Annotated in this window: 8 protein-coding genes; 2 read left to right on the forward strand and 6 right to left on the reverse strand. The window is 72.0% G+C overall.

Going from position 1 to position 12,233, the window contains the following annotated elements:
• Window positions 1-29: 29 nt before the first annotated feature.
• The 3 genes from H7965_RS04240 to H7965_RS04250 are packed head-to-tail and all read right to left on the reverse strand — an operon-like array spanning window position 30 to window position 6,471.
• Entirely contained in the window at window positions 30-1,274 is a 1,245-nt protein-coding gene (locus H7965_RS04240; RefSeq protein WP_186769293.1) for an MFS transporter, read from the reverse strand.
• Window positions 1,271-1,804, reverse strand: coding sequence for a mismatch-specific DNA-glycosylase (locus H7965_RS04245; protein WP_186769294.1), 534 nt, complete (start codon window positions 1,802-1,804; stop codon window positions 1,271-1,273). The genes H7965_RS04240 and H7965_RS04245 overlap by 4 nt, the downstream gene beginning before the upstream one ends.
• On the reverse strand, window positions 1,801-6,471 hold the full coding sequence (locus H7965_RS04250; protein ID WP_229682442.1) for an NAD-glutamate dehydrogenase: 4,671 nt from the start codon (window positions 6,469-6,471) through the stop codon (window positions 1,801-1,803). The genes H7965_RS04245 and H7965_RS04250 overlap by 4 nt, the downstream gene beginning before the upstream one ends.
• A 162-nt stretch (window positions 6,472-6,633) precedes the next feature.
• Between H7965_RS04250 and H7965_RS04255 the strand changes: the two genes are divergently transcribed.
• Window positions 6,634-7,851: a cupin domain-containing protein gene (locus H7965_RS04255; RefSeq protein WP_186769295.1), complete on the forward strand. Its 1,218-nt coding sequence runs from the start codon at window positions 6,634-6,636 to the stop codon at window positions 7,849-7,851.
• Entirely contained in the window at window positions 7,848-8,285 is a 438-nt protein-coding gene (locus tag H7965_RS04260; RefSeq protein WP_186769296.1) for an OmpA family protein, read from the forward strand. The genes H7965_RS04255 and H7965_RS04260 overlap by 4 nt, the downstream gene beginning before the upstream one ends.
• A gap of 76 nt (window positions 8,286-8,361) precedes the next feature.
• On the opposite strand, the gene H7965_RS04265 is transcribed toward H7965_RS04260, so the two are convergent.
• From H7965_RS04265 to H7965_RS04275, 3 genes are all read right to left on the reverse strand, one after another.
• Window positions 8,362-9,669 (reverse strand): hypothetical protein, encoded by a 1,308-nt coding sequence (locus H7965_RS04265; RefSeq protein WP_186769297.1) that lies wholly within the window; start codon window positions 9,667-9,669, stop codon window positions 8,362-8,364.
• Window positions 9,670-9,777: 108 nt separating this feature from the next.
• Complete coding sequence (locus H7965_RS04270; RefSeq protein WP_186769298.1) at window positions 9,778-11,175, reverse strand: amidase; 1,398 nt, start codon at window positions 11,173-11,175, stop codon at window positions 9,778-9,780.
• The gene (locus tag H7965_RS04275) at window positions 11,172-12,140 is read right to left on the reverse strand and encodes an NAD(P)H-dependent flavin oxidoreductase (RefSeq protein WP_222440458.1); all 969 of its coding nucleotides are present in this window, start codon (window positions 12,138-12,140) and stop codon (window positions 11,172-11,174) included. Before H7965_RS04275 ends, H7965_RS04270 begins: the two co-directional genes overlap by 4 nt.
• Window positions 12,141-12,233: the final 93 nt, after the last annotated feature.

Below are 12,233 nucleotides of genomic sequence, written 5' to 3' on the forward strand. Positions count from 1 at the left end.
CGGACGCGGCGGATCGAGACCCCGCAAAGCTACCGCGGCACCCGCACGGTCACCAGGATCGCCGCCCCCACCGCCAGGAACACCACCACCGTCGCCATGCCGGCGCGCTGGCTTGCCGTCAGCGCGGTGACCCCGGTCAGCACCAATGGGCCGAGGAAGCTGGTCGCCCGGCCGGAGAGGGCGAACAGCCCGAAATACGCCGTCACCTCCGCCGGCGGGGCGAGCCGGGCCATCAGCGTCCGGCTGGCGGCCTGGGCCGGTCCGGTGAAGACGCCGAGGCACAGCGCCAGCACCCAGAAGGTCGGCTTGCCCACCGCCACCAGAAGCCCGCTGCTGAGCAGGATCAGCGCCAGCAGCGCCAGTAGCACTGTGCGCTGCGAGCCCATCCGGTCCTCCAGCAGCCCGAAGCCGGCGGCGCCGAGGCCGGCGGTCACATTCAGGGCGATGCCGAAGACCAGGATCTCCTCGAATCCCATGCCGAAGACGCCGGCGGCGTAGATGGCGCCGAAGGCGAACAAGGTGTTCAGCCCATCGGTGTAGAACAGTCGGGCGAGCAGGAAGCGCGCCATTACCGGGTTGCGCGGCAGCAGCCGCAGCACGCTGAATATCTCCGCCAGCCCGGCCCGCATCGCCACCCCCCAGCCCAGCTTCGGGCCCGGCGGATCGGGCAGCGCCAGCAGCACCGGCCAGGCAAACAGCGCCACCCACAGCGCCACCAGCAACGCCGTCGCCCGCACATGCTCGGCGCTGTCGCGATCGAGGCCGAGCGGCGAGGGGTCCGGCCGCACCAGCAGCAGCAGCGCCACGACAAGGCAGGCGAGGCCGCCGGCATAGCCGAGCCCCCATGCAAGGCCGGAGACGCGGCCGATCTCACCCGGTCGCGCCACCTGCGGCAGCATCGCATTGTAGAACACCGTCCCCAGCTCGAACGCCACCGTCGCCACGCCGACGCAGAGCAGCGCCCAGAGGGTGAAGCCGGGGTCCGGTCGGGCGAACCAGATCCCCGCCGTTGCCACCACCATCACCCCGGTGCAGGCGCCGAGCATCCGTCGCCGCCGCCCGCCGACATCCGCCACCGCGCCGAGCAGCGGAGAGAGCAGCGCGATCGCCAGCCCTGCCACGGTCTGCATCCATCCCCATTGCGCCTGGCCGGTGGCTGGGTCCGGGGCGATGCCCTGGGTGAAATAGGCGGCAATGACGAAGCTGGAGACGAGGGTGGGGAAGGCGCTGTTCGCCCAGTCGTAAAGGGCCCAGGCCCAGGCCTTGCGGCTCATGCCGGCAGCGCCGCCGCGAAATCCGCCCAGGCCTGCCGCTGCCGCCGCCAATGGCCATTGGCCGCCGAGGGCGAGGGCAGCACATGCACCGGCGGGAAATCGGCAATCACCGCCGGGCCGAAGCTGATGGCGCCAAGCGGCCGGCCGAGCGCAAGGCTGGCGGCGCGCTTGCTGGTGAAGGCGACGGCGCCGGGCCGGCAGGCGCGGATGGCGGCGAAGAAGCGGGGCAGGTCGAAATCCTCCGGCGTCAGCCCCTTGTCCATCCCATGGGCGAATTTGGCCAGATCGGTGAAGCCGATCCCATGCCTCGCGGCCTCCAGGAATCGCTCCGGCGGCAGCGGCGCTGGGATGAGGCCGAGTTCCGCCAGGGTCGGCCAAAAGCGGTTGCCCGGCCCGGCGTAATAGGCGCCGATCCGGGCGGAGCGGGTCCCCGCGGCGGTGCCGCAGAACACCACGCGCAGGCCGGGAGGCAGCACATCGGGCAGCACCTCCCGCCGCCCTGCCGTGCCACGGTCCGGGGCGCCGCTCATCCGAGTGCGCGCAATCCCCGCACCGCGACGCCGATGGCGGCGAGGTCGCCGGCCAGCACCGCCTCCTGCGCCAGCGGGGCGAAGCCGCCGGCGGGCGGTGCGGCGCCGCGCAGCCGTGCCGCCGCCAGCCGCGCCTGGGCGGCGCCGAGGTCCTCCAGCAGCGCCGCCCGTACCCGCGGGCCGAAGCTGCCCGGCGCCGGCGCGGCCAGCGCCGCCTGGCGCAGCGCCTCGATGTGAAAAGCCTCGCCAACCGCGCCCCAGGCGGCGGCGGCCTCCTCCGCCGCGGTGCCGGTCGCCGCGGCCAGGCGCAGGATGATCGGCGCCGCCGCCAGCCGGGGCGCGGCGGCCGCCAGCGCCACCGCCTCCTCCGGCAGCCCGGCGGCGCGCCAGGTCGCGGCCTGCGGGGCTGCCGCCGCACCCGCGAGCAGGGCGGCGATGCCGGGGCGCAGCGCGGCGAGGCTCGCCTCAAGCCCCGCCTCGGCATCGTCCAGCAGCGCCAGCGCCGCATCCTCCTGCAGCCGCCGCAGCGCCAGCAGCAGATCGAGCCGCGCCGCGGGCGGGGCGGTGCTGGCGTCGGCGGCATCCGCCGCCTGCGGCAGGCCATAGGCCTCGGCGGCCAACCAGGCGGCGCGCGCCGCCCGCACCGGGTCGGCCGCCGCCACCAGCCGCGCCAGCCCGGCGCAGCCGAGGCGGTTGACCACGGCATTGGCCAGCGCCGTCGCCACCAGCTCCCGCCGCAGCTGGTGGCGGGCGATCAGCTCGGGGAAGCGCTGCTGCAAGGGCTTCGGGAAATAGCCCAGCAGCAGCGGCATGAAGGCCGGGTCTTCCGGCAGGCTGCTTGCCGCGATCGCCTCGGTCAGCCAGAGCTTGGCCAGCGGCAGCAGCGCGGCGATGGCCGGGCGGGCCAGCGCGTCGCCGGCGGCGATGCGGGCGGTGAGGGAGGCGGCATCGGGCAGGCCGGCCACCGCGCGGTCCAGCACGCCGGCCGCTTCCAGCCGGTCCATCAGCGCCGCCTGGGCCGGCAGCGCCGCGGCGCCGGCACGCTCCTCCAGGCTGACCGCCAGGGACTGCGCCGCATTGTCGCGCAGCACCAGCGTGCCGACCTCCTGCGTCATCTCGCGCAGCAGCGTGTCGCGCTGGCTGCGGGTCAGCCCGCCGCCGCGCTCGGCATCGGCGAGCAGGATCTTGATGTTGACCTCATGGTCGCTGGTCGAGACGCCGGCCGAATTGTCCAGCGCATCGGTGTTGATCCGGCCGCCGGTGCGGGCGAACTCCACCCGCCCCGCCTGGGTCACGGCAAGGTTCGCACCCTCTCCCACCACTCGCGCCCGCAAGGTGCCGCCGTCGACGCGGATCGGGTCGTTGGCGCGGTCGCCGGCCTCGGCATGGGTCTCGCCGGTCGCCTTCACATAGGTGCCGATGCCGCCGAAGTAGAGCAGATCCACCGGCGCCCGCAGGATGGCGCGCATCACCTCCGCCGGCTCGGCCCGCTCGGCCTCCAGCCCCAGCATCGCCCGCACCTGGGGCGACAGCGGGATGGTCTTCTGCGTGCGCGGGAAGACGCCGCCGCCGGCCGAGATCAGCGACTGGTCGTAATCCGCCCAGGAGGACGCCGGACGCCCGAACAGCCGGGCCCGCTCGGCATAGCTGGTATCCGGGTCGGGGTCGGGGTCGAGGAAGATGTGGCGGTGATCGAAGGCGGCGACGAGCCGCGTCTTCCGGCTGATCAGCAACCCATTGCCGAAGACGTCGCCGGACATGTCGCCGACGCCGGCGCAGGTGAACTCCCGCGTGAAAATGTCGTGGCCCGCCTCCGCGAAGTGCCGCGCCACCATCACCCAGGCGCCGCGCGCGGTGATGCCCATGCCCTTGTGGTCGTAGCCGGCGGAGCCGCCGCTGGCGAAGGCATCATCCAGCCAGAAGCCGTATTCCGCGGCCAGGCCATTGGCGATGTCGCTGAAGCGGGCGGTGCCCTTGTCGGCGGCGACGACCAGATAGGGGTCGTCGCCGTCGCGCCGCACCACCTGCGGCGGCGGTACCACCCGGCCCTCGACGAGGTTGTCGGTGATGTCGAGCATGCCGCGCACCAGGATGCGGTAGCATTCGGTGCCCTCCGCCTGGAACGCTTCGCGCTCCGTCGGGATGTGCTTCAGGATGAAGCCGCCCTTGGCGCCGGTTGGCACGATGACGACGTTCTTCACCCGCTGGGCCTTCATCAGCCCGAGGATCTCGGTGCGGTAATCCTCCCGCCGGTCGGACCAGCGGATGCCGCCGCGCGCCACCGGGCCGGCGCGGAGATGCGTGCCCTCCATGCGCGGCGAATGGACAAAGATCTCCCGCCATGGCCGCGGCGCCGGCATCTCCCCCGCCGCGGCGCTGTCGATCTTCAGCGACAGCCACGCCTTGTCCTGGAACCAATTGGTTCGCAGCACCGCATCCAGCAGCAGCCGCAGGCGGGAGAGGATGCGGTCCTCGTCCGGGTTGGCCACGCCATCCAGCAGCGCCGCCCATTCTTCCCGCAGCGCCGCCTCGTCGCGCCCGGCGGCATCCGGGGCGAAGCGGGCATGGAACAGCGCCACCAGCAGCCGCGCCGCTTCGGGATGCGCGGTCAGCGCCGCCTCCACCGCCTCCTGCGCGAAGCCGAAGCCCACCTGCTTCAGCCAGCGGAACATCGCCCGCAGCAGCCAGCATTCGCGCCAGGAGAGGCCGGCGCGCAGCACCAGCCGGTTGAACCCATCCGCTTCCGCCCGGCCTTCCAGCAGCGCCGCCAGCGCCTCCAGCAGCAGCGGGAAGCGCGCCTCCTCGGCCGGGACGCGCGGCTGCAGGGCGAAGACATGCAGCACCAGCGGTTCCGCATCGGCCGGCGTCAGCCGGTGCGGCACCTCCTCGATGGCGCGCAGGTCGAGGCTTTCGAACAGCGGCAGGGCATCGGCCAGCGGCAGCGGCTCGCGCGGGCTGGCGAGGCGCAGCACCAGCCCGGAACTGCCCGGCGGTCGGTCCAGCGCGGCGGCGGGGCGGCCCTCGGCCAGGGCGCGTTCGGCCAGCGCCAGGTCGGCGACGCCCTGCTGGCCGGTGGCGGTGTCGCGGTAGGCTGGCGGGAAGGCGTCGCGCCAGCGGGAAAGCGCCGGCGCGGCGCCACTCTCGCCGCGCTCGGCCGCCAGCGCCTCGCCCAGGCGGTCGGGGAAGCTGCGGGCCGCCTGGGCGATGGCGGATTCCAGCGCCGCGTCGTCCACCACCGGCGTCACCGCCGGGTCGGTGCCGATGATGTAGTGGATGCGGGCCAGAGGCGCGTCGCCGAGGGCGATGTAGAAGGCGCTGAGATGGCCGCCGAAGGCCCGCGCCAGCATCCCCCCCACCCGCTCCCGCAGCCTGGTGTCGAAGGTGTCCCGCGGCAGCCAGGCGATGGCCGAGACGAAGCGGCCGAAGGGGTCGCGCCGCAGCACCAGCGCCGGGCGCGGCCGGATCTGCAAATCGAGGGCGCGGCGTGCGGCGGCCAGGATTTCCGCCTCCGAAGCCTGGAACAGCTCGTCGCGCGGCCAGGTGTCGAGGATGTTGCGCAGCGCGCGGCCGTCATGCGCCTCCGGGTCCAGGCCGGCGGCGGCCAGGATGCGGGCGACCTTGCCGGCGAGCATCGGGATGCTGCGCGGGTTGCGGTTGTAGGCCGCGGCGGCGAAGAGGCCGAGGAAGATCCGCACGCCGGCGACCCGCCCATCGGCGCCGAAGGTCCGCGTCGCCACCACATCGGCATGCTGCGGCCGGTGCACGGTGCTGCGCATATTGGCCTTGGCGACGGTGACCGGCACCGGATCGGTCAGCGCCGCCCGCACCGCGGCGGAGGGCGAGGCCGGGTTGCGCAGCGCATCGAACACCGGCAGCGCCGGGTCGCGCAGCAGGCCGAGGTTCTCCGCCGCCACCGCGGTGACACCGCCCTCCGGCGCCAGCGCGAGCCGGCGGTGGCCGAGCAGCACGTAGTTGTCCTCGGCCAGCCAACGCAGGAAGGCGGCGGCCTCCGGTTCGGCGCCGGGCGGGGCGGCGGCGATCTCCCGCTCCGCCTCGTGCAGCAGCGTCGCCATGGCGGGGAAGTCGGCGACCGCCTGGCGGGTGTCGGCCATGGCGCGGGCCAGCGCCGCCTCCAGCGCCGACCAGTCGCCGGCGGCCTGGCCGGGCAGCAGCGCCGCTGGTACCGCACCGAGGGTGATGCGCATCAGGCTCTCGGGCGGAGCGCCTGGGGCCTCCAGCGCCAGCAGCCTGCCTTGGGCGTCGCGCTGCGCCGGCAGCACCGGGTGCAGCAGCTGCCGCACCACCCGCCCCTGCCGTGCCAGGGCGCCAAGGGCGCTGTCCACCAGGAAGGGCATGTCGTCGGTGACGATCTCGGCGACCGCATGCGGGCCCTGCGCCGGGCCGGGCGGCAACACCCGCACCCGGGCGGTGCCCGGCGGCCGTTCGCGGGCGAAGGCGAAGAGGCTGGCGGCGGCGCCGGCCACCGCCTCGGCCGGCAGGGTGGCCAGCTCGGCGGTCGGCACCCCCTCATGGAGGGCGTGCAGCAGCCGGACCGTATCGGGCGGAAGGTCCGGCGCCAGGCGGTGCAGCGCCTCCTCCGCCACCCGGAGCAGCTCGCGCCGGGCGGTGTCGCCCGCCATTTCCGCATTGGCGGCAAGATCGGTCATCGGTGTTCCTCCGCTGCGAGGCCATCTGCGGTGGCGGGGCGGCCGTCTCAAGCCCGGATGTTGCGGAGGGGAGGCGCGACATGCTGGCCACACCTCCGCTGCACTTTCGCCACAGCCGTTGCTGAAGTGACTAAAGGCCGCGGAATCCGCTACCCTCGCGCCATGACAATGACGCTCGCCGAGCTGCTCGCGCCGGTCACGCCCGAGCAATTCTTTACCGAATACCATGACCGCAAGCCGCTCTGCATTCGCGGCGGGCTGGCGAAATTCGCCCATGTGCTGTCCTGGCGGCAGATCAACCGGCTGCTGGACATGACGCATATCTGGTCCAGCCAGTCGTTGCAGCTGGTGCTGGACGGCACGCCGGTGCTGGCCGAGCAGTATTGCGGCCGCGCCACCAGCCGCGACAACACCCCGGTGCTGCAGCCTGAGGCCGCGCGGGTGCAGGACTGGGTGAAGCGCGGCGCCAGCCTGGTGCTGAACGACGTGGACAGCCTGACCCCGGGCCTCGCCGCCGTCTCCGCCGCGCTGGAGAACGCCGGGCTCGGCAAGGCGCAGGCGAATGTCTACGTCTCCTGGCAGAGCCACAAGGCCTTCCCGGCGCATTACGACACCCATGAGGTCTGGGCGGTGCAGGTGGAAGGCGAGAAGAGCTGGAATATCTGGGACGGCCGCGCCGAATGGCCGATCCCGCACCCGGCCTTCCGCAGCCAGAGCCAGGCCCATCATGAACAGGCCAAGGGCCGGCTGCGGGAGAAGCTTCTGCTGAAGGCCGGCGACCTGCTCTACCTGCCGCGCGGCTGGTATCATGACGCGCTGGCCGAGGCGCCGGCCTCGGTCCATGTCACCTATGGCGTGCATGCGCCGCTCGGGATCGACCTGCTGACCATCCTGATGGACCGGGCGCTGGGCGATGCCGAATTCCGCAAGGCGCTGCCGCGGCAGGATGGCAGCGCCGCCGCCCGCTTCGCCCTGACCTCCCGCGCCGGCCAACTCGGCCAGCGGCTGGCGGAGCTCTGCCGGGAGCCGAAGGTGATGGCGGTGCTGGAGCAATTCGTCGCCGATTACCGCTTCCGGCGGGGCGGCAACGACCTGCTGGCGGCGCGTGGGCTGGCGCCGGCCACCGTGGCGGCGGATGCCGAGGCGCCCGCCTTCCGGGTGCTGGCGCCCGGGGCGAAGCCGGTGCGGCGCGGCGCCGATTGGGTGCTGAAGACCGCCGCCGGAAGCCTGCCGCTGGCGCCGCAGGAGGCCGAGGCGGCGGGCTGGATCCTCGCCCGGCCGGATGTGGCGGAGCCGGAGCTGCGGGCGGCCCATCCGGCAGTGGATGCCCCGGCGCTGCTGGCCCGGCTGCGCGACGCCGGCCTGCTGGTGGGGGCATGATCCCGGCGCTGGTCCTTGCCGCCCTGCTGCTGCCAGGCGTGGCCGCGGCGCAGCCGCGCCCCTTCACCTGCGTCGGCGCCGAGCAGCTGGAGGAGGATGTCTTCGCCATCCCTTTTCCGCGCGGCGCCGCGGCGCCGAATGAGAGCGCCCGCGCCAATCTCGACGCCGCCGCGGCGCGGGCGAAGCAGGAGCCGGACCGGATGCTCTGCGTGCTCGGCCATGCCGGGCCGCAGGAGGGCGGGGCGCAGAGCGGCTTGCAGCTCGCGGCGCGGCGGGCCGGCGCGGTGGCCGAGCGGCTGGCGAAGCTGGGCGTGGAGCGCGACCGCATCCGCGCCGAGGCCCGCCGCGCCGCCTTCGCCCGCGGCGCGGTGCCGGAGGAGCGCAGCGTGACGGTGGTGCTGCTGCCGGCGGCGCCGTCCCAGCCGGGGCAGTAGGCTGGCCACCTTTGCTGTGGGACTGGGATAAAAACCAATCAACAGTGGCTGCTGTAGGTGGGCAGCGGTGCGCGAGTCAGCGGCTTGCTGTTGCCTGCCATGCATCGATTTGAGCAGGAAGATCCTTGAGCGTTGGCACCACGCGGCTAGCATAGCGCGGCACAGCGTTCTTCAGTAATGCTGCAAACCGACGGTCACCACGCCAAAAATCGACATGCGGCAAGTAGAGAGCATGCATGAGATCGCCACCAAAGCTGTGCTCAATCTTTGCTTCGGCCCCACCGATTAGTCCGGTGATCTGGCTTACATATGCTTCGCATACTGCGCCGACGATCTCGCACGTCTGTACTTCCGATGCGAGCAACGGTTCCGTCGAGAACCGCTCGGCCAGGGCCGCATCGACGCCAAACTCTGCTGTGTCGTCTAGGGCAAGGCTGATCATTGTTTGGCCCAATTTCCTTGCAGTTTCAATGAGCATCGCTTGGATGAGCGTTCTTGAGGTATCTATACCCATGGAGGGCTGCAGCTTGCCGCGAAAATCAAGCAGAGCGACTTGCAAGTCCTCCCCCGATTTGCTCATCCATTGGGGCAGCGCTCGGTCGGACTCGATTATTTCGAAATAGGTTCTTACGAAGCTTACCGGCTCTGCAATGCAGGCGAACAGCTGTCGACTTGCCTCGGCCGATGAAATTGTTCCGCGAAGTAGTGCCGTGATGGGTCCGATGATTGCCTCGACGGAAATTCCATAATTCGCCGCAATCGCTTGCGCCGCGTCGCGCGCAGTCTTGTTCAAGTCTAGCTGGCGCGCTTGTCTGGCTGCGCGGCGGCGGAGCGCTCGCGAAGGAAGCGCTGCAACCTCTGTTTCCAAAGCTTCCTTTATCGTAGCACCCAGGTCACCGAAGGTGCTGGCGGCATTCGGGTACCAGTAGCGGTCAGCCCATAACACATTTGGCTTCACTGAAGTCGACAAAAGTCCCAAGCGATTTGCCGCCATGGCGATTTCAGCCGCAATAAGGCGGGAAGGATAAGAAAGCGCCCAGCCACCGCAGAGCCGCTCAACCGCTTCGGCTTTCTTAAGCGTCGTTTCACGAAAATCGGCGTTATACTGCAGAAGTTCTCCAAGGATCGGCATCGATAACGCGAAAATTACATTGCCTGACCGCTTTCGTGCTTCGAGCATGTTGAAAATTTTTTCGGTGGATATATCGGCCTTGCCTCGGAGGACATCGCCAAACCGGGAATAATCCTGAGTGTCAAGGTAGACAATCGGCAGTGACAGCACGGGAGATCTCGCGCGGTTAAGATTGTAATCCAGTTCGAATAAAATACGTTCATAATCCCCCGTTGCAAACATTAAGATGAAGTCAAATTCTGAGAGGTTCACTTGCAGTGTCGAGCGGACTCAGCAATGCAGAGCCCGCTATGCGGCGTTCTCGCAAACGCATATTTTTAGCCGATAGCAGTCGTTTTTGATTGGGTTTGCACCCTAGCTTTACCCCAGCGCCGGCCAGCGCTGCGCCCAGGGCTCCGCCGCCTCCCATTCCGCCGCGATGGCGCAGAGCAGCCCATCGGCGCCCGCAGGGCCGACCAGCTGCATGCCGATCGGCAGCCCGCTCGCCGCCGGGGCGATCGGCAGGGCGATGCCGGGCAGGCCGGCGATATTGGCGAAATTGGTGAAGACCGCATGGCCGCGCGGCCCGACCGGCTGTCCGTCGATGGCCGGCGGCGCCACCTGCTCCGCTGGCCAGGGCAGCGCCGCGGCGGCCGGGGTCAGGATCAGGTCCCAGGCGCCGAAGAATGCCGCCATGCGGCGGCGGAAAGCGGCGATGCGGTCCAGGGCGGCGAACAGCGCGGTGCCCGCCAGGGCGCGGCCGGCCTCGGCCATCTCGCGCAGCATCGGCGCTTCCGGCGTGCCGCCCTTCTCCGCCAGCAGCCAGGCGAGTCCGATCTGGCCGACCGGGCCGAAGATTGCCGTCGTCTCCTCCACGGTGAAGGGCGCCTCGCCCGTCTCCACCTGATGGCCAAGCGCGGCGAGCCGCGCCGCGGCGACGGCGGTTGCGGCGGCGATCTCCGGCTCCACCGGATGCGCGCCGAGGCGGGGGATGAAGAGGATGCGCCGGCGCGGCGCCGCCGCCGGCACCGCGAAGGGCGGCAGGGCGCGGGAGGCCGCATCCCGCGCATCCGCCGGTGCCAGGATCGCCAGCAGGGCGACGAGGTCGGCGACGGTGCGGGCGATCGGGCCGATCTGCTCGAAATCCAGCAGGATCGCCGGCAGCCCGTCGCAGCGCGGCACCCGCCCCGGCGTCGGCTTCAGCCCGACCAGCCCCGCATGCGAGGCCGGGCGGCGGATCGAGCCGCCGCCATCGGTCCCGAGGGCCAGCGGCCCGAAGCCCGCCGCCACCGCCGCGACCGCGCCACCGGAGGAGCCACCGGGGGTCAGCGCCAGGTTCCACGGGTTGCGCGTCGGGCCGTACACCGCATTGTCGGTGTAGCCCTGCAGGGTGAACTCCGGGACATTGGTCTTGCCCAGCACGATCAGCCCGGCGGCACGGGCGCGGGCCACCGGCAGTTCGTCGCGCTGCGGCACGAAGTCGCGGAACAGCGGGCTGCCCCAGGCGCAGGGCAGGCCGGCGACCGTGATGTTGTCCTTCACCGTCAGCGGCACGCCATCCAGCGGCGAGAGCGGCACGCCCGCCCGCCAGCGCGCCTCGCTGGCCCGGGCGGCGGCGCGGGCGCCGGCCTCATCCAGCGCGACGATGGCGTTGAGCCGCGGATTCAGCCGGGCGATGCGGGCCAGCACCGCCTCCAGCGCCGCGACCGGGGAGAGCCTACCCTGGGCGAAGCGGCCGGCGAGCGCGGTGGCCGGCAGCAGCGCCGGGTCCGCGCTCATCCGAAGCTCGCCCGAAGCCGGGCGACCCCGGCCGCCGCCTCCGCCACCATGCGGGTGATGATGGCGCCGGCGGATTCGACCCCGTCGATCAGCCCGACGCTCTGCCCGGCCCAGACATAGCCGCCCTCGAAATCGCCCTCATCGGTGCCGCGGGCATTGGCGGCGCCGGCGATCATCGCCACGATCTCCTCCTTCGGCGCCCCGGCGGCCTCGGCGGCGAGGATGCGCTGCGCATAGGGGCTGTTCAGCACCCGGCCGGGCATGCCGAGGCTGCGCTTGATGACCATGGTGTCGGTAGGCAGCGCCGTGGCCAGCGCCTGCTTGTAGGCGGGGTGCGCCTGGGCCTCCGCCGCCGCGACGAAGCGGGTGCCGATCTCCACGCCTTCCGCACCCAGCGCCAGCGCCGCCAGCAGCCCCGCCCCGGTGGCGATGCCGCCGGAGGCCAGCACCGGGATCTTCACCGCGGCGACGGTGCGCGGGACCATCACCATGGTGGTCTCATCGGAGCGGCCGATATGGCCGCCGCCCTCATAGCCGACGGTCGCCACCATGTCGGCGCCGGCCGCCTCGGCCTTCCGCGCCAGCTCCGGCCCGGCGGTCAGCACCAGGGTCTTGGCGCCCACCTCCAGGCAGCGCTTGATGTAGGGCGCGGGGTTGCCGGCGGTCAGGGCGATGATGCGCACGCCTTCCTCCAGCGCCGCTTCCAGCCCGGGCCAGATGTCCTGCCGGCCGATCGGGAAATTCACCGCGAAGGGCTTGTCGGTCAGCGCCCGGCAGCGGCGGATCTGGTCGCGCAGCGCTTCCGTCCCGCCGAGCCCGGCGGTGCTGATCTGGCCGAGCCCTCCGGCATTGGAGACGGCGGCGGCGAGGTCGGCATAGGCGACGCGCGCCAGCCCCCCCTGCACGATGGGGTAGCGGATGCCGAGCAGGCGGGTGACGCGGGTGTCGATGGCGGGAAGTGTCATGCCGCCATGCTGGCCTCGCGCCCCGTTGCGCACCAGGGGCATTCTGCGCCGCGAGAGGCGCGGGAGAAGGGAGCGGCCCGATGGGCGGCGTGG

The organism is Siccirubricoccus deserti, from assembly GCF_014283215.1.
Lineage (GTDB): Bacteria > Pseudomonadota > Alphaproteobacteria > Acetobacterales > Acetobacteraceae > Siccirubricoccus > Siccirubricoccus deserti.

Excerpts from the sequence above, each read along its gene's own strand:
- H7965_RS04275 (WP_222440458.1), bottom strand. The coding sequence starts at position 12,140 with ATGACACTTCCCGCCATCGACACCCGCGTCACCCGCCTGCTCGGCATC.
- H7965_RS04270 (WP_186769298.1), bottom strand. The coding sequence starts at position 11,175 with ATGAGCGCGGACCCGGCGCTGCTGCCGGCCACCGCGCTCGCCGGCCGC.
- H7965_RS04245 (WP_186769294.1), bottom strand. The coding sequence starts at position 1,804 with ATGAGCGGCGCCCCGGACCGTGGCACGGCAGGGCGGCGGGAGGTGCTG.
- H7965_RS04255 (WP_186769295.1), top strand. The coding sequence starts at position 6,634 with ATGACAATGACGCTCGCCGAGCTGCTCGCGCCGGTCACGCCCGAGCAA.
- H7965_RS04250 (WP_229682442.1), bottom strand. The coding sequence starts at position 6,471 with ATGACCGATCTTGCCGCCAATGCGGAAATGGCGGGCGACACCGCCCGG.
- H7965_RS04240 (WP_186769293.1), bottom strand. The coding sequence starts at position 1,274 with ATGAGCCGCAAGGCCTGGGCCTGGGCCCTTTACGACTGGGCGAACAGC.
- H7965_RS04260 (WP_186769296.1), top strand. The coding sequence starts at position 7,848 with ATGATCCCGGCGCTGGTCCTTGCCGCCCTGCTGCTGCCAGGCGTGGCC.